Origin of the sequence: Propionivibrio sp. (assembly GCF_017995515.1) — a bacterium.
Classification (GTDB): Bacteria; Pseudomonadota; Gammaproteobacteria; order Burkholderiales; family Rhodocyclaceae; genus Propionivibrio.
On record NZ_JAGOIT010000036.1, the window covers coordinates 1 to 16,325 of the forward strand.

Annotated in this window: 15 protein-coding genes and 1 pseudogene; 7 read left to right on the forward strand and 9 right to left on the reverse strand. The window is 62.8% G+C overall.

All coding sequences use genetic code 11. The annotated features are described in order from the left end of the window. Positions 1-538 precede the first annotated feature (538 nt). Positions 539-778: pseudogene (locus KBA32_RS07875) on the forward strand (integrase core domain-containing protein); the annotation flags it as partial. A gap of 199 nt (positions 779-977) precedes the next feature. Here the strand turns inward: KBA32_RS07875 and KBA32_RS07880 are convergent. From KBA32_RS07880 to KBA32_RS07890, 3 genes are read right to left on the reverse strand one after another with little or no spacing between them, the layout of a single operon-like run. Then, positions 978-1,640 (reverse strand): DsbA family oxidoreductase, encoded by a 663-nt coding sequence (locus KBA32_RS07880; protein WP_294357226.1) that lies wholly within the window; start codon positions 1,638-1,640, stop codon positions 978-980. Between the two features lie 29 nt (positions 1,641-1,669). Next, complete coding sequence (locus KBA32_RS07885; protein WP_294357228.1) at positions 1,670-2,128, reverse strand: YccF domain-containing protein; 459 nt, start codon at positions 2,126-2,128, stop codon at positions 1,670-1,672. A 3-nt stretch (positions 2,129-2,131) separates the two neighbouring features. Continuing rightward, a complete protein-coding gene (locus KBA32_RS07890; protein ID WP_294357230.1) occupies positions 2,132-2,578 on the reverse strand; it encodes a thioesterase family protein in 447 nt (148 codons plus the stop codon). 158 nt (positions 2,579-2,736) lie between these two features. On the opposite strand from KBA32_RS07890, the gene KBA32_RS07895 reads away from it, so the two are divergent. After that, on the forward strand, positions 2,737-4,380 hold the full coding sequence (locus tag KBA32_RS07895; protein ID WP_294357231.1) for an electron transfer flavoprotein-ubiquinone oxidoreductase: 1,644 nt from the start codon (positions 2,737-2,739) through the stop codon (positions 4,378-4,380). A gap of 35 nt (positions 4,381-4,415) precedes the next feature. Here the strand turns inward: KBA32_RS07895 and KBA32_RS07900 are convergent, their stop codons facing one another. The 4 genes from KBA32_RS07900 to KBA32_RS07915 form a co-directional block, all read right to left on the reverse strand. Next, a complete protein-coding gene (locus KBA32_RS07900; RefSeq protein WP_294357233.1) occupies positions 4,416-5,273 on the reverse strand; it encodes an HDOD domain-containing protein in 858 nt (285 codons plus the stop codon). A gap of 100 nt (positions 5,274-5,373) precedes the next feature. Continuing rightward, on the reverse strand, positions 5,374-7,167 hold the full coding sequence (locus KBA32_RS07905; RefSeq protein WP_294357235.1) for an acyl-CoA dehydrogenase: 1,794 nt from the start codon (positions 7,165-7,167) through the stop codon (positions 5,374-5,376). 239 nt (positions 7,168-7,406) lie between these two features. Beyond that, positions 7,407-8,336: an FAD-binding protein gene (locus KBA32_RS07910; RefSeq protein ID WP_294357237.1), complete on the reverse strand. Its 930-nt coding sequence runs from the start codon at positions 8,334-8,336 to the stop codon at positions 7,407-7,409. A gap of 1 nt (position 8,337) precedes the next feature. After that, the gene (locus tag KBA32_RS07915; protein WP_294357239.1) at positions 8,338-9,087 is read right to left on the reverse strand and encodes an electron transfer flavoprotein subunit beta/FixA family protein; all 750 of its coding nucleotides are present in this window, start codon (positions 9,085-9,087) and stop codon (positions 8,338-8,340) included. Positions 9,088-9,293: 206 nt separating this feature from the next. Between KBA32_RS07915 and KBA32_RS07920 the strand changes: the two genes are divergently transcribed. After that, a complete protein-coding gene (locus tag KBA32_RS07920; protein ID WP_294357241.1) occupies positions 9,294-9,914 on the forward strand; it encodes a TetR/AcrR family transcriptional regulator in 621 nt (206 codons plus the stop codon). 67 nt (positions 9,915-9,981) lie between these two features. After that, entirely contained in the window at positions 9,982-11,910 is a 1,929-nt protein-coding gene (locus tag KBA32_RS07925; RefSeq protein WP_294357243.1) for an HDOD domain-containing protein, read from the forward strand. 13 nt (positions 11,911-11,923) lie between these two features. Here KBA32_RS07925 and KBA32_RS07930 read toward each other — a convergent pair whose 3' ends face one another. Together KBA32_RS07930 and cysB are read right to left on the reverse strand one after the other, a co-directional pair. Continuing rightward, complete coding sequence (locus KBA32_RS07930) at positions 11,924-12,268, reverse strand: hypothetical protein (RefSeq protein ID WP_294357246.1); 345 nt, start codon at positions 12,266-12,268, stop codon at positions 11,924-11,926. Continuing rightward, entirely contained in the window at positions 12,252-13,199 is a 948-nt protein-coding gene (gene cysB, locus KBA32_RS07935; RefSeq protein WP_294357248.1) for an HTH-type transcriptional regulator CysB, read from the reverse strand. Before cysB ends, KBA32_RS07930 begins: the two co-directional genes overlap by 17 nt. A gap of 108 nt (positions 13,200-13,307) precedes the next feature. Between cysB and KBA32_RS07940 the strand changes: the two genes are divergently transcribed. Genes KBA32_RS07940 through KBA32_RS07950 form a run of 3 tightly spaced genes read left to right on the forward strand, consistent with a single transcriptional unit; the run spans position 13,308 to position 16,319 of the window. Next, positions 13,308-14,084, forward strand: coding sequence for a sulfite exporter TauE/SafE family protein (locus tag KBA32_RS07940; protein ID WP_294357250.1), 777 nt, complete (start codon positions 13,308-13,310; stop codon positions 14,082-14,084). A 29-nt stretch (positions 14,085-14,113) separates the two neighbouring features. Beyond that, complete coding sequence (locus KBA32_RS07945) at positions 14,114-15,817, forward strand: nitrite/sulfite reductase (protein WP_294357252.1); 1,704 nt, start codon at positions 14,114-14,116, stop codon at positions 15,815-15,817. Next, positions 15,810-16,319: a DUF934 domain-containing protein gene (locus KBA32_RS07950; protein ID WP_294357255.1), complete on the forward strand. Its 510-nt coding sequence runs from the start codon at positions 15,810-15,812 to the stop codon at positions 16,317-16,319. The genes KBA32_RS07945 and KBA32_RS07950 overlap by 8 nt, the downstream gene beginning before the upstream one ends. Positions 16,320-16,325 lie beyond the last annotated feature (6 nt).

Here is a 16,325-nt window from a genome sequence, read left to right on the forward strand (position 1 = left end):
CTGCCCACAAGCTCCACAGCGCTCAATCCAATCGATATAAAATCCGGGAAAGTCAAAACCAAATCCCCGGCACCGGCCTTAGCTTATTCCTCCCCGGTGACTGTCCAAACGACCGGGACCACCGCAATCCGCTTGTGTTGCTGTATTGCGCCTATCTTGGTCGCTCTTAAGTTGCATGTCATAGTAGTCGCTCATCCCTTGGGCAAGAGCAGTAGATGCAATCTGCCCAGCGAGGTCTTCGTGCACCATAAGTTCTTTTAGCACTGGTCGGGCATCTATAAGCTTCAAAACAAGAAAGAGGACGAACGATATTCCTGAGATGGAAAAGAACCAGCGCCATTCGCTTACCTCACCGAAATAGGCCGTTCCAACGGCCAAGAGAAAGAGAGCAGACTCTCCTGCAAGCAGCCCCCAGTGAATTAATCTTCGATTTGAATGTGCCATGATCCCAAGAGCGCTGTTTGTTTTAGCTAAATCGATCGACGAACGCGAGAGACATCATTTTCGCATAGTGGATAATCTCAAGGTTGGTTTGGGTGGCCGAGGGCGAGCGTTCGACAACATCTTCGTCGAGCGGCTGTGGCGTAGCGTCAAACATGAGGATGTGTACTTGAAGGGCTACGCCTCGATGGGCGAATTGTTGGTCGGTCTGACCGAATATTTCGCCTTCTACAACGGCGAGCGACCACACCAGTCGCTGGGACAGAAAACGCCGGATGTTGTGTATCGAAGTGGCGTGGGTGGCGGTGCTTTGATCGTGGACAAGTTTGGCGGCGCGATGGAGGAATCCCCTGTTCCGCTACGCTCCACAGGGGATTCCTCCATCACCAAGGCAAGTCCAGAGGCAACAGCAACAACAAAAGCAAAGGCAAAACCGGGGCAGCGCCGTCCAGCTGCGTGTGAGGTCGAATGTGCTGCTTAAACTGACTGCTCAGGGGGCCACTTCATTCCCGGAGTACTTTCTGTAGTCGGACGGTTCAACCCGCCGACTGCATTGCCTGCATGATCGCCGCCGCCAGTGCGGCTGACGACTGTGCGCCCGAGACGGCCATCCGGCGCTGGAAGATGAAGAACGGCACGCCGGTCACGCCGAGTTTCCCGACCTTGTCGACGAGCGACCTGACCTGCTGCTCGGACTCGTTGCTCGCCAGGAATTCCTCGATATCTTCCTTGTCTTCACCGCGCTCTGCGGCGATACCGGCCAGGGTCTCGATGTCGCCGATATCCTCGCCGCGCTGGAAATGCGCGACAAAAAGCCGCTCGACCAGCGCCTCGACTTCGTCGGAATGATGCCCGATCGACTGCACGCGGTAAACGAGCCGATGCGCACGCAGCGTGTTCGGCCGCGTCGCGATCCGATCGAACCGAAACTCGACGTCGGCATCGCGCCCGGCTTCCGCCACGTTGGCCTGAATACGATCAACCTCTTTCGCCCCGCCGAATTTGGTTTCTAGGTAAGCGCGATAGGACTCGCCAGCCTTCGGCGTATCCGGATTCAGGAAATAGGGTAGCCAGTTGATCTGAAACTCCACATCCGGATGTTTTTCCCTCACCAGCGCCAGCGCACCCTTCAAACGTGCCTTGCCGATGAAACACCACGGGCAGACAAGGTCGGAAACGATATCTATCGCAACATTCATGCAGGTATTGGTCCTTTTCTATATATCGGTCAGGCATCGCGGCGCCGCGACAAATCCGCCTGCGCGTTCTCGCCACGCACCGCGGCGGCCAGCTCCTTTTCGACAATCGTCTTGCCGATCGGTGCCAGCGCGATGCCGGCCAGTTTGAGATGCTGAATGCCGAACGGGATGCCGATGATGGTGATGAAACAGGCCGCCGCAGATAGTACATGACCGATCGCCAGCCACACGCCGGCGAGTACGAACCAGATGATATTGCCGACGAGGCCCAAAGCACCTGTCCCAATATCTTCTCGACCCGACAAATCATCGCGGCTAACAGCCTCCTTGCCGAAAGGCCAGAAGGCGAACTGCCCGATGACGAAACAGGCTTTGCCCCACGGAATTCCAACGATCGAGACAAAGGCCAGCAGACCGACCAGCCACCAACCGAGCCCCATCAGCACGCCACCCATGATGAACCAGAGCAGGTTTCCGAGAGTACGCATGACCTATCCTTTCCTGTCGTTATCGTCACCGGTGTGATCCGTCATTCTGGCACGCAGATCATCGGGAATCGGCACGGACTTCCCGGTCACCACGTCCATCCACACGATCTTCGCGTCACCGGTCGCGTAGAGCGTCTCGTCGCCCTGAATGCGGATCTCGTAGCTCGTATGGACGCTGCTTCGCCCGAGTGCACCGAAGTACATGCGGATCTCGACCGTTCCTGGAAATGTCAAGGGAACCAGGAAGGTACAACCGGCATTGATCAGCACCGGCGCCGAGCCCGTCGGCTGAACGGTCACGCCGATGCTCGCCAGATACTCGACGCGCACCTGCTCCATATAGCGAAAATAGAGCGTGTTGTTGACGTGCCGGTAGGCGTCCATATCCCCCCAGCGAATGGAAATGTAGCTGGTATACGCAAGCACCTTGGGCGGATGGGTGTGCTCCATGGCGACTCCTTGAGCAGTGTGGAACGCCGGCAAGTTGACGGCGCAACGTCCTTTTCCATACGATACCGTATTGAAAAGCGCTCCACAACCCGACTGCATACGACTCGCAGCGCACCAAGCCAGATTCGTAACTCCCGAGCCAGAAAACGAGGTAAACGATGCTACGAGAATCCATGGAATACGAAGTTGTAATCGTGGGAGGCGGGCCGGCCGGACTGGCCGCAGCAATAAGGCTGAAACAGCTGGCCGCAGAGAAAGGTCAGGAAATCGGCGTTTGCCTGATCGAGAAAGCCGCCGAAATCGGCGGGCATATTCTCTCCGGTGCGATCATGGACCCGCGCGCGCTCAGCGAGCTTTTCCCGGACTGGAAAAGCATGGGTGCGCCGCTCGATACCGCGGTCAGCGAAGACCGCGTCCTCATGCTGACCGAGGGACGCGACGTCCGCATCCCCAACTGGATGCTGCCCGACTGCCTGCACAACGACGGCAACTACATCATCAGCCTCGCCAATCTGTGCCGCTGGCTAGGCAGGCAGGCGGAAGACCTTGGCGTCGAAATCTACCCCGGCTTTGCCGGTGCCGAGATGCTGTACGGCGCGGACGGCTCCGTCAGGGGCGTCGCCACCGGGGACATGGGGCGGCTGAAGGACGGCAACGAAGGACCATCCTTCCAGCCGGGCATGGAGCTGCACGCGCGCTACACCCTGTTCGCCGAGGGTTGCCGCGGGCACCTTGGCAAGCAGATCGAAGAGCGCTTCGGGCTGTGCAAGGAGTGCGAGCCGCAGGTCTACGGCCTCGGCATCAAGGAACTGTGGGAGATTCAGCCGGAGAAGCATCGACGGGGTCTCGTCATCCATTCCGGCGGCTGGCCGCTCGACAACCAGACGTATGGCGGCGGTTTCATGTACCACCTGGAGAACAATCTGGTCTCGGTCGGACTGGTGACCGGTCTTGGCTACAGCAACCCCTACCTCTCGCCCTATGAGGAATTCCAGCGACTCAAGACACATCCGGCGTATCGCCACTTTCTTGAAGGCGGCAAGCGCATCGCCTACGGCGCGCGCGCGATCAGCGCCGGCGGACTACAGTCGATGCCGAAGACGATCTTCCCCGGTGGCGCGCTGATCGGCGACGACGCGGGCTTCCTCAACGCCTCGCGCATCAAGGGATCGCACGGCGCGATCAAGTCCGGAATGCTGGCCGCCGAAGCCTGTTTCGATGCACTCACTGCGGGCCGCCGTGGCGACGAACTGACCGCCTTCCCGGAAACCTTCCAGCGCAGCTGGCTCTACGAAGAACTGTACAAGGCGAGGAACTTCAAGCCTTTGATGGCAAAAGGGCTGATGCTCGGCAGCATCATGTTCAGCATCGACCAACATCTGCTGCGCGGAAAGGCGCCGTGGACGCTGCATCACCCCGGCGCCGATCATACCCAGCTCAAGCGCAAGGCCGACTGCACCCCGATCGACTACCCGAAACCGGATGGCGTGCTCACCTTCGACCGCCTGTCGTCAGTCTTCCTGTCGAATACCAACCACGAGGAAGACCAGCCCTGCCATCTGCAACTCAAGGACGCGGCAGTCCCGATCAAGCTCAACCTGGCGCTCTACGATGCGCCGGAACAACGCTACTGCCCGGCCGGGGTCTACGAAATCGTTCACGGTGAAGACGCCTCCCCGCGCCTGCAGATCAACGCGCAAAACTGCGTGCACTGCAAGACCTGCGACATCAAGGATCCGTCGCAGAACATCAACTGGGCGGTGCCGCAGGGCGGCGAAGGACCGAACTACGCCAATATGTAGGATGCGTCCGAAAGGCTGGCAGCGTTCGGCGCTGGTCAGCCTTCCAGCGCGATCGCGATCGAGTAGATCTCGTCGCCCGATGCAGCGATGATTTCCGACACCATCGTCTGGTCGAGCCCGAGCGCAACAGCGCTGTTGGCTAGCGGGATAACCCGCGCATCGAGTTCATCGAATGGGTCCGGACGAGGAGAAACGGCGCCGGCGATGAAGAGGACATCCCCCATCGTGGTCGGCGGCATGGTTCCGCTGAACTTGCGCGATGCGAGCACGGCGTCGACGACCGACGGAGGCAGATTGAGTTCGCCGAGGATGCGCTCGGTCGTGCGTTCCGTCAGGTCGTTGATCGTCTCGGCCAACACGACGCTGTCCTCAAGCAATGCGGGGAATTCAGCGGCGCGCGACAACAGGTAGAAGCGCCCCAGATCGTGCACGATCCCGGCAAACATCACTTCGTCCGCGTTCAGGCGCGTCAGCTTCTTGGTCAGGACATAGGACAGCGCGGCCACATGAACGCTGCGCTCCCACAGGCGATTCGACAGCTCGCGCGTCGCCACGTGGCGCTGCGAATGGCGCAGCTGATCCATGATCAGCACCATCGCCAGCGCCTTGATCGGGTCCATGCCGACGCGAACGACGGCTTGGCGCACATCGCGCACGACCATGTTGCCGGGATTGAGCGCGACCGAATTCGCGAGGCGGATCACCTTGGCCGACAACAAGGGCTCGGCAACGACGATCTTCGCCAGCGCCGACAAGCCGATATCGGGATTCTCCACGGCCTTGAGCACGCGCCGGCTGGCGTCCAGGCTGGTCGGAAAACTGAGTTCGCCAACGGTCGCCGCGCTGATCGTTCGGCGAAATGCTGCAACCGAATCCTGCATCGTCTGAATCACGTTGCACTCCTTCGCAATCAAGTACTGCCCGCATTCTAAACTCATGCCGGGCAGTTTTGAGCAAACAACCGTGATCGAGCAGGCCCCGCTCGTGCAGGGTTCAGTATTGGTCGAGCGGCATGGCCAAGACTGCCGCGGAACCGTCGATCACCGTCGACGCCAATCCTTCCGCTTGCGTCAACAGGTGATCGGCGTAGAAACGTGCCGTGATCACCTTTGCGTGATAGAAGGAATCATCGTCACCGGCGTCGACCCGCGCCTGCGCAACCAGCGCCGCGCGTGCCATCTGCCAGCCGCCGGCGACGACGCCGAAGAGCCGCAGGAACGGCACGGCGCTTGCCGAGACAGCACGCACATCGACCGGAAACCTCTGGACGATCCAGTCCCCCGCCCGGTTCAGCGCATCCACCGCGACCGCCAGCCTCGCGCCGATGGCCTCGAGATCAGCGCTGGCCGATCCGGCGAGCTCGCGCTCGACCTCGCGCATCACGCCAATCACGCGCTTGAAGACCGCGCCGCCATCGCGCGCCATCTTGCGCCCGATCAGATCATTGGCCTGGATGCCGGTCGTTCCCTCGTAAATCGTCGAGATGCGCGCGTCGCGCAGGTACTGCGCCGCACCGGTCTCCTCCATGTAGCCCATGCCGCCATGCACCTGGATACCCAACGACGCGACCTCGATCCCGATCTCGGTACTCCAGCCCTTGACCACTGGAATCATCAGATCGACAAAGGCTTGGTTGCGTTGGCGCTGATCGGCATCGGGATGGCAGGTCGCCGCGTCATGCGCGCCGGCGACCACATAGGCCAGCGCGCGCGTGGCCTCGGCCTGCGCACGCATCGTCATCAGCATCCGCCGCACGTCCGGATGCGCGATGATCGGCACGCGCGGACCGCCGCGCACGCCGATGTCGGTCCCCTGAATCCGCTCATTCGCGTAATCACGCGCCCGCTGATAGGCGCGCTCGCTAACCGAGACGCCCTCCATGCCGACGCCAAAGCGGGCGACATTCATCATCACGAACATGTATTCGAGGCCGCGATTCTCTTCGCCAACCAGATAACCGACCGCGCCGCCGTGGTCACCGAAGGCCATCACAGCGGTCGGGCTGGCGTGAATGCCGAGCTTGTGTTCGATCGATACGCACCAGGCATCGTTGCGCTCGCCCAACGTGCCGTCCGGTTTCACGAGGAACTTCGGCACGATGAACAGCGAAATGCCCTTGACGCCTTCCGGCGCCGTCGGCGTGCGCGCAAGGACGAGGTGGACGATGTTGTCCGCCATGTCGTGCTCACCGTAGGTGATGAAGATCTTCTGGCCGAAGACGCGATAACTGCCGTCGGCCTGCGGTTCGGCGCGCGTGCGCACAGCAGCGAGATCGGAACCAGCGCCCGGTTCGGTGAGATTCATCGTCCCGGTCCATTCCCCGGTGACCATCTTCTCGAGGAAGGTCTTCTTGAGCTCGTCGGAGCCCGACAGCACCAGCGCGTCGATCGCGCCGCCGGTGAGCAGCGGACACAGCGAAAAGGCGTGATTGGCCGATTTCCACATTTCCGCCACCGGCGTCGCCACCAGTCGCTGCAAGCCTTGCCCGCCCCACTCCGGCTCGCTGCCAAGTGCCGTCCAGCCGCTTTCGGCGAAAAGCTTGTAGGCTTCCTTGAAGCCCTTGGGCGTCGTGACCTTGCCCTCGGAGAAACGCGCGCCTTCCTTGTCGCCCGAGGCATTGAGCGGCGACAAGACCTCTTCGGCGAACTTGGCGGCTTCCTCAAGAACGGCATCGACCACATCGGGCGCCGCCTCCTCGCAGCCGGGCAGCTTCGCCAACTCCTCCAAACCGGCCAGTTCCTTCAGCACGAACTGCATGTCACGAATCGGCGCACGGTATTCGCTCATTTCAACCTCCCGTCTGGATCAGGCACTCCCGAAATTATTGCGCTTCGTAAAAGTGACTGACAGCTTTCTACTACCGTTCGCCCTGAGCCTGTCGAAGGGCCGGATGCCCCGCTTCGGGGTCCGTTCATGGTTCGAGGCCCCGAAGGAAATCCCCCTGGAGGACAAGCTCACCACGAACGGTAGATAGGTCATCAGTTACATGTACGATTCTGAAGAACAACCATACCTGCGACGCCGATTTACAAAGCGGCGGTCAGCGCCGGAACGATTTCGAAGAGGTCGCCAACGAGCCCATAATCGGCGACCTGGAAAATCGGCGCGTCGGCGTCCTTGTTGATGGCAACGATCACGCGGCTTTCCTTCATCCCGGCCAGATGCTGAATGGCCCCCGAGATGCCGACCGCGATATAGAGCTGCGGCGCGACGATCTTGCCGGTCTGCCCGACCTGGTAGTCGTTCGGCACGAAGCCGGCATCGACGGCGGCGCGCGACGCGCCCATCGCCGCGCCGAGCTTGTCCGCCAGCGGCTCCATCAGCTTGTGGAAGTTCTCGGCGCTGCCCAGGCCACGCCCGCCGGAAACCACCACCTTGGCGGCGGCCAGTTCCGGGCGCGCCGATTGCGTGAGTTCGCGTGAAACGAGCGCGCTGCTTCCGCAATCGGGTACAGCGTCGATCGCTTCGACAGCCGCCGAACCACCCTGCCCGACCGCCTCGAACGCCGTCGTCCGCACGGTGATCACCTTGACCGCATCGAGCGACTGCACCGTCGCCAGCACGTTGCCGGCGTAGATCGGGCGAACGAAGGTGTCGGGCGATTCGACCGCGACGATGTCCGACACCTGCGCCACGTCGAGCGAGGCGGCGACGCGCGGCATGAAGTTCTTGCCCGCCGTCGTCGCGGCGGCGAGGATGTGGCTGTAGCCGGTGGCCCTGGCCACGACCAGCGCGGCGATGTTCTCCGGCAGATGGTCGGCGTACTGCGGCGCATCGGCGAGCAGCACTTTGGCGACGCCGGAGATCTTCGCCGCCGCGTCGGCCGCCGCCGCACAGCCCTTGCCGGCGACCAGCAGGTGAATCTCGCCGCCGATCTTTGCCGCCGCGGTCACGGCGTTGAGGGTCGCCGCCTTGAGCGAAACATTGTCGTGTTCAGCGATTACCAGGATGCCCATGTCAGATCACCTTCGCTTCATTCTTGAGTTTGGCGACCAGTTCGCCCACATCGGCCACCTTGACGCCGGCGACCCGTTTGGCCGGTTCGGCCACGCGCAGGGTCGTCAGGCGCGGCGCGACATCCACGCCCAGCGCATCCGGCGTCAGCGTATCGAGCGGCTTCTTTTTCGCCTTCATGATGTTGGGCAACGACGCATAGCGCGGCTCGTTCAGCCGGAGGTCCGTACTGATCACGGCCGGCAAGGTCACGGCGACGGTCTCCAGACCGCCATCGATTTCGCGTTCGACGGTCACCTTGCCGTCGGCGACCGCCACTTTCGAGGCAAAGGTTGCCTGCGGCCAGCCGAGCAGCGCGGCGGTCATCTGGCCGGTCTGGTTGGCGTCATCGTCGATCGCCTGCTTGCCGCACAGGACGATCTGCGGCTGTTCGCGCTCGCAAACCGCCTTGAGCAGCTTGGCGACGGCCAGCGGCTGTAGTTCAGCATCGGTTTCGATCAGGATCGCGCGATCGGCGCCGAGCGCCAGCGCGGTACGCAAGGTCTCCTGGCAAGCCGGGACACCGGCCGACACGGCGACGACTTCGGTCGCGACGCCGGCTTCCTTGAGCCTGACCGCCTCCTCGACGGCGATTTCGTCAAAGGGATTCATCGACATCTTGACGTTCCCCAGGTCGAGCCCGGAACCGTCGGCCTTGACGCGCACCTTGACGTTGTAATCGACGACTCGCTTGACTGGAACAAGGATCTTCAAAGCTGATCTCCTCTGCATTACGCGACGAAAGCACAGCCACGAAAGCGGCCGACAGTGGGTTTGACACGAGCCGTCATCCGGCACGACAATAGCCCATACTCAACAGTATGGACGAGCATACGGATCGGTATGGTCGCTGTCAACATGAATAAAACGCCCGTTTGAATATAGTCCAGCGAAAAGCAGCTTGAAAGGACAACTCCGTAATGAAATCAGTTCCAGCCAAACCGAGAACCCAACTCGATCGCATCGGGTGGATCGAAGGCGCTTTCGAGGCACTGGCCGAGGAAGGCCTGCCGGGAATGCGCGTCGAAGCGCTGGCCAAACGCTTCGGCGTCACCAAGGGCAGCTTCTACTGGCACTTCAAGGATCGCCAGGATCTGTACGACGCCATGCTGCAAACCTGGAAGGAAGGCCGCATCCGCGACATCGACAAGCAGAGCGCGATCCCGACCGGCAACGAAGGCGAACAACTGGAGCAGATCATCGACGTCTACAGCGCCAACCGTAACCGCAAGGGCATCGCGATCGAACTCGCCGTGCGCGACTGGGCGCGGCGCGACGCGCAGGCGAGCGCGGTGGTCGAGGAAGTCGACAGCTACCGCCTGGAAAGCGCACGCAAGCTCTTTGTCGCCACCGGCCTCTCGGACAGCGAGGCCAAGAGCCGCAGCCTCCTGCTCTACGCCTACGTCTTCGGCCAGAGCCTGATGGCCTACGACCGCTTCGACCCGAAGATCATCGACATCAAGCAGTGGATTTCCCGCTATATTGTTTCCGGCGGGACCAACAGGAGCGTAGACGCTTCCGACGGCACCGCACATCGCTAGGCTCGCCCGCAAGCGCGCGGTACGCTTTGCGTCTATGATGCCACTGTGTTTTTCCCGGTAATGCCACATGCGTCTCGTCGATCCTGACCGCTATGCCGCGCTGAAAGCGACGGGCAAACTGCCATCGCCGAAGGGCGTCGCGCTGTCGATCATTCGCCTGCTGCAACGCGACGACTTCCGGATTGGCGACCTCGTCCGCCTGGTTCAGTCCGATCCGGCCATCGCCGGACGCATTCTCTACTTTGCCAACGCCGCCGCCTTCGGGCGCTCGCGGCCGATCGTCTCGCTGCAACGCGCGATCGTCGCCCTCGGCTCGTTCCGCGTGCGCGATCTCGTCATTGGACTGTCGGTCATGCACAGCCATCGCAGCGGCACGTGCAGCGAATTCGACTATGAAGGCTTCTGGGCGCATTCGCTGGCGACCGGCATCGCCTGTCAGGAACTCGCGCACTTCGCTCAGATCGCCAGCGAGGAACTGTTCACCATCGGCCTGCTCTCGCGCGTCGGCGAACTCGCGCTGGCCACGCTCTATCCTGACGAATACGCCGGCATCCTGATCAAGTGCCGCAACGAGCGCAGCGAAATGGCCGCGCTCGAAGAGCAGCGCTTCGCCATGGATCACCACGAATTGGGCGCCACCCTGCTCAACGAATGGGGTCTGCCCGACGTACTGATCCAGGCCGCCTTCCATCACGAGAGTCCCGAGGCAGCCGGCTTCGCCGACGGCTCGCGCGTGCAGACGCTGACCCATTCGCTGAGCTTCGCCAGCGCGCTCGCGCACCTGTGCATGGTCGATGAGGAATCGCGCTGGAGCCTCTTGCCGGCGCTGCTGGCGCGCGCTGCCCGGCTCGGCATCGGCGGGGAAGTGCTCAACGAACTCGTCGACCGGATGGTCGAACGCTGGCGCGAATGGGGCGCCAAGTTGCAGGTGCGCACGCAGGACGTGCCGCCGTTCGCCGAAATCCTCGCGGCGACGCCGCCGATGCGGCGCATGGGGAACAGCGGCGCCGGAGATGCGGAAAATCGTCGCTCGCGCGGGCCGTGCCTCAACGTTCAGCTGATCGGCATTCCCCTCGCGGAGCTGCAACCGCTGATGCAGCAGATCGAACGCTTCGGGCATCAGCCGATCCTGATCGACGACACCCGGGAGGCGCTCAACCACGTGCTGCGCCATCCAGCCCAGGTCATCATCGCCGACCTGTGCATGCCAACTCAGGATGCAGTCGAGTTCTGCCGCACGTTGCGCCAGAGCGCCGCCGGCAAGGAGAGCCACGTCCTGTTGCTGGCTTCGCCCGAATTAGAACACCGGACGCTCGAAGCCATCGATGCCGGCGCCGACGACGTGCTGATCAAGCCGATCAACGAGCAGACGTTGCGCGTGCACTTGAGCACGACGGCGCGCATGACGATGCTGCGCGAGGAGATGCATCGCGAGCGGATCGGCATCATGCGCTCGACCGACGAACTCGCCGTTGCCCAGAAGCGCTTGTTGCAAGACGCGCTGACCGACACGCTGACGCAACTCCCGAATCGGCGCAATGGCTTGGACTTCCTCGCCTCGGAGTGGGTTTTCGCGCAGTCGAGCGGTGCGCCGCTGGCCTGCCTGATGCTCGACATCGACCACTTCAAGCGGATCAACGACGACTACGGCCACGCGGCGGGCGACGCCGTGCTGCGCCAGCTGGCGGACGTACTCAAGAACGCCTCGCGCGCCGAAGACATGGTGTTCCGCTACGGCGGCGAAGAGTTCTCGGCGATCCTGACCAACGCGCCCTTGAAGATCGCACTGCAGATCGGCGAACGGATTCGTGCGCTGGTCGAAAAAACCGACTTCGTCTGGGAACAACAGCGCATCCCGGTGACGCTGAGCGTCGGCGTTGCCGTCACCACGGGCACGGAACGCGACAGCCAGGCGCTGATCCAGGCCGCCGACACGGCGCTCTACGAAGCCAAGGAGCGCGGACGCAACCGAGTAGTTGCCTCCAGCACCGCCTAGAACCGATCCAGAACTACGCCGGCAGGTCGTCTTTCCGATCGAGCATGCGCTCGGTTTCGGCGACACGCACCGCCTCGCCTTCGATCACATCGCCGTCGGACGTCGCCCCGGTCGTCTGTGAACCGGCATTGCGGTACTGCGCCTGCGCACGCATCTGTTCTTCGAGCTGTGCGCGGATGGCGCGCGTTTTCCACCAGAAGTAGACCCAGAAGATCAGCCCGGCGACCGCGATAACGGCCAGAAACACCAGCGAGAACATCGCCGCGCCGATCAGCACGACGACACCGACAACTGCAGTCACGACTTGCGCGAACACGCCCTGTGGCTTTCGCTGCCCTGCATTAAAGTTGATACGCATCATCCGCTCCGGGACCGGCCATCGCCCTATCGACGGTCTTCTTTGACAATTGTGAGGCAAACAGCTCGATGAAGTCGTACTCGTACTGGCGGATGTAGGTTCCCCGCCGCAATCCGATACGCGTCGTGTTCGAGCCGAAGAGGTGCGCCGCGTCGATCGCCTGCAGGCCGAAGTCGCGCGCCGGGTCGTAAGCCATGCGGGCGATGATGCCCAGGCCCAGGCCGAGGCTGACGTAGGTCTTGATCACGTCGGCATCGATCGCGGCGAGCACGACGTTCGGCTCCAGCTGCGCGCGCTCGAAGGCCTTGTTGATCAGCGAGCGCCCGGCGAACGCGGGATCGTAGGTAATCAGCGGCCAGTTGGCGAGCGAAGCCAGCGACAGGCTCTTCTCGGCGAGGATCGGATGCCCGTCGGGCGCGACCACGCAATGTCCCCATTGGTAGCACGGCAACATCACGAGCTGTGGGTACTGGTCGAGCGCTTCGGTCGCGATGGCGATGTCGGCCTCACCCTTGATCGTCCACTCGGCGATCTGCGTCGGGCTACCCTGATGCATCGAAAGCCGCACCTTCGGATGGCACTCGATGAACTGCTTGACCACCGCCGGCAAGGCATAGCGCGCCTGCGTGTGCGTGGTGGCGATCACCAGGCTGCCGGAATCGCCGCCGGCGTACTCCTCGCCGACGCGCTTGATGTTGTCGACTTCGCGCAGGATGCACTCGGCGATGTCGAGCACACGCTTGCCCGGCTCGGTGACTGCCGTCAGGCGCTTGCCGCTGCGCTCGAAGACGATCACGCCCAGCTCGTCTTCCAGCATCTTGATCTGCTTGGAGACGCCCGGCTGCGAGGTGTAGAGCACTTCGGCGGCTTCGGAAACGTTGAGGCCGCGCCGCGCGACTTCAACGAGATAGCGGAGTTGTTGTAGCTTCATCTACGCTCGATTTTAATAACATACGGTTATAACAATCTAACTTACTATTCTTTTTCAAGCAATAACCCTATTGCTACCATGCATCCACTCTCTTTTCCAGGGTGCGTCATGGATCCTCTCTACACACTGTCGGGTTTTGTCGTCGGCGGCATCGTCGGCCTTACGGGCGTCGGCGGCGGCTCCTTGATGACGCCTCTGCTCGTGCTGCTCTTCGGCATCCATCCGGCCACCGCGGTGGGTACCGACCTGCTCTACGCAGCGATCACCAAGGCCGGCGGCACCGTCGTCCACGCCAAGAAAGGCCACGTCAACTGGCGCATCACCGGGCTCCTCGCCGCCGGCAGCATCCCGGCCTCGATTCTGACCATCTGGGCCTTGTCCTACCTGCCCAAGCAAAGCCCCGCCGTCACGCACATCATTTCCGTATCGCTCGGCGTCGCGCTGCTGCTCACCGCCTGCGCCATCATCTTCCGGCAAAAACTCCAGCGCTATGCGCTGAGCCACGCAGATGATTCCGCACACACGGAATTTCAAGCCCCGATCACGGTCGTAACCGGCATCCTCCTCGGTATACTTGTCACGATTTCTTCGGTCGGCGCCGGCGCCCTCGGGGTCGCGGTGCTGTTCTTCCTCTATCCGAAGCTGCCGGCCCTGCGCATCGTCGGCAGCGACCTCGCCCACGCCGTCCCGCTGACGCTGATCGCGGGGATCGGACACTGGTTCATCGGGAGTGTCGACTGGGCCTTGCTCGGCAGCCTGCTGCTCGGTTCCTTGCCGGGCATCTGGCTCGGCAGCCACGCTTCGTCCCGCGTACCGGACCGGATACTGCGCCCCATCCTGGCCGCGATGCTGGTCCTGGTCGGCGGCAAGTTGATTTCGTTGTAAAGCGCGCGGCAACGCACAAAGGAATACCCATGTATCGCTACGACACCATAGACCAGCAACTCATCGACGAGCGCGTCGCGCAGTACCGCGACCAGATCGCGCGCAATCGCGCCGGTACGCTCTCCGACGACGAGCTGCGCCCGCTGCGTCTGCAGAACGGCCTCTATATCCAGCGCCACGGCCCGATGCTGCGTATCGCCATTCCCTACGGCCAGCTTTCCTCGGCACAGCTGCGCAAGCTCGCCGACATCTCGCGCCGCTACGACCGCAAGGTCGGCCACTTCACGACGCGCCAGAACATGCAGTTCAACTGGCCGAAGTTCGAGGAAACGCCGGAGATTCTCGGCGAGCTGGCGACGGTCGAAATGCACGCCGTCCAGACCTCGGGCAACTGCATCCGTAACATCACGACCGACGAGTTCGCGGGCATCGCGCCGGACGAGCTGACCGATCCGCGCCCGTGGTGCGAGGTGCTGCGCCAGTGGTCGACCTTCCACCCGGAATTCGCCTTCCTGCCGCGCAAGTTCAAGATCGCCGTCAATGCGGCGGCCGAGGACCGCGCCGTCATCCGCGCGCACGACGTCGGCCTCGAGATCGTGCGCGGCGACGATGGCGAACCCGGTGTCCGCGTCTTTGCCGGCGGCGGCCTGGGCCGTACGCCGATTCTCGGCAAGGTCGTGCGCGAGTTCCTGCCGCGCAAGCACATGCTCTCATACCTCGACGCCCTGCTCCGCGTCTACAACCGCTACGGGCGGCGCGACAACCTGTACAAGGCGCGCATCAAGATTCTCGTCAACGCGCTTGGCGTCGAAGAGTTCGCCCGCCAGGTCGAGGAAGAATGGTCTTGTATCAAGGACGGCCCGACGACGCTGACCGACAAGGAGTTCAACCGCGTCGCCGCGCACTTCGCGCCGCCGGCCTACGAGACGCTGCCCGCGAACGATGCGGCCTATCTCGGCGCGCTCGCCAGCGACAAGGCCTTCGCCGCCTGGGTGCGCCGCTCGGTGCATGCGCACAAGGTTGCCGGTTACGCCGCAGTGACGCTCTCACTCAAGGCACCGGGCGTCGCGCCGGGCGATATTTCGGACGTGCAGATGGAGGCTGTCGCCGACCTTGCCGATCGCTTCAGCTTCGGCGAGCTGCGCGTCGCGCACGAGCAGAACGTCGTGCTCACCGACATCCGCCAGCGCGACCTCTACGAACTGTGGCAAGCCGCGCGTGCGCACAAACTGGCGACGCCGAACGTCGGCCTGCTGACCGACATGATCTGCTGCCCGGGCGGCGACCTCTGCTCGCTGGCCAACGCGCGCTCGGTGCCGATCGCCGAGGCGATCAACCAGAAGTTCGACGACCTCGACTACGTGTTCGACATCGGCGACATCTCGGTGAACATTTCCGGCTGCATGAACTCCTGCGGGCACCACCACGTCGCCAACATCGGCATCCTCGGCGTCGACAAGAACAACGAGGAGTGGTACCAGATCACGGTCGGCGGCAAGCAGGGCAACGGCACGACGATCGGCAAGGTGATCGGGCCGTCGTTCTACGCCGAGGAAGTGCCGCAGGTGATCGAAGCGCTGATCAACGTCTATGTCGAGCAGCGCGCGCCAAGCGAACGCTTTATTGACACCGTCGAACGCTTGGGAACAGAGCCGTTCAAGGCGCGCGCCTACGCCGGCCGCGACCGGCGCAAGACCGCGGCCGCCAACGTGGAGGAAGCCGTCCATGCCTAAGATCATCAAGAATGGCCGCGTCGTCGACGACGCCTGGCAAGTGTTCAAACTCGGCGAAGGCGAAAGCGCCGAAACGGTGGCGCTGCCGGCGACGCCGACGCTGTTCCCGCTCGCCGTCTGGCAGGCGCGCAAGGACGAACTGCTCGCCCGCAACGCCACGGCCGGCGTCTGGCTCGACAGCAACGAAGGCCCGGAAGTGCTCGCCGGCGATCTCGAAAGTCTTGCCGTCATCGGCGTGAACTTCCCCAGGTTCGCCGACGGACGCGGCTACTCGACCGCCCGCCTGCTGCGCGAACGTTACGGCTATGGCGGCGAAATTCGCGCCATCGGCGACGTGCTGCACGACCAGTTGTTCTTCATGCGACGCTGCGGCATCGACGCCTACGCCGTGCGCGCCGACAAGGACATCGAGGCCGCGCTCGCCGGGCTGAGCACCTTCAGCGAAACCTACCAGGCGGCCGTCGATCAGCCGCAACCCCTGTTCCGGCGCCGCGCTGCCTGAGGAGAA

What these genes read in the sequence shown, in the direction of transcription:
- KBA32_RS07925 (WP_294357243.1), top strand. Translation starts at nt 9,982, where the DNA reads ATGCGTCTCGTCGATCCTGACCGCTATGCCGCGCTGAAAGCGACGGGC.
- KBA32_RS07885 (WP_294357228.1), bottom strand. Translation starts at nt 2,128, where the DNA reads ATGCGTACTCTCGGAAACCTGCTCTGGTTCATCATGGGTGGCGTGCTG.
- KBA32_RS07945 (WP_294357252.1), top strand. Translation starts at nt 14,114, where the DNA reads ATGTATCGCTACGACACCATAGACCAGCAACTCATCGACGAGCGCGTC.
- KBA32_RS07920 (WP_294357241.1), top strand. Translation starts at nt 9,294, where the DNA reads ATGAAATCAGTTCCAGCCAAACCGAGAACCCAACTCGATCGCATCGGG.
- KBA32_RS07895 (WP_294357231.1), top strand. Translation starts at nt 2,737, where the DNA reads ATGCTACGAGAATCCATGGAATACGAAGTTGTAATCGTGGGAGGCGGG.
- KBA32_RS07905 (WP_294357235.1), bottom strand. Translation starts at nt 7,167, where the DNA reads ATGAGCGAATACCGTGCGCCGATTCGTGACATGCAGTTCGTGCTGAAG.
- KBA32_RS07880 (WP_294357226.1), bottom strand. Translation starts at nt 1,640, where the DNA reads ATGAATGTTGCGATAGATATCGTTTCCGACCTTGTCTGCCCGTGGTGT.
- KBA32_RS07940 (WP_294357250.1), top strand. Translation starts at nt 13,308, where the DNA reads ATGGATCCTCTCTACACACTGTCGGGTTTTGTCGTCGGCGGCATCGTC.
- KBA32_RS07930 (WP_294357246.1), bottom strand. Translation starts at nt 12,268, where the DNA reads ATGCGTATCAACTTTAATGCAGGGCAGCGAAAGCCACAGGGCGTGTTC.
- KBA32_RS07950 (WP_294357255.1), top strand. Translation starts at nt 15,810, where the DNA reads ATGCCTAAGATCATCAAGAATGGCCGCGTCGTCGACGACGCCTGGCAA.
- KBA32_RS07910 (WP_294357237.1), bottom strand. Translation starts at nt 8,336, where the DNA reads ATGGGCATCCTGGTAATCGCTGAACACGACAATGTTTCGCTCAAGGCG.
- KBA32_RS07890 (WP_294357230.1), bottom strand. Translation starts at nt 2,578, where the DNA reads ATGGAGCACACCCATCCGCCCAAGGTGCTTGCGTATACCAGCTACATT.
- cysB (WP_294357248.1), bottom strand. Translation starts at nt 13,199, where the DNA reads ATGAAGCTACAACAACTCCGCTATCTCGTTGAAGTCGCGCGGCGCGGC.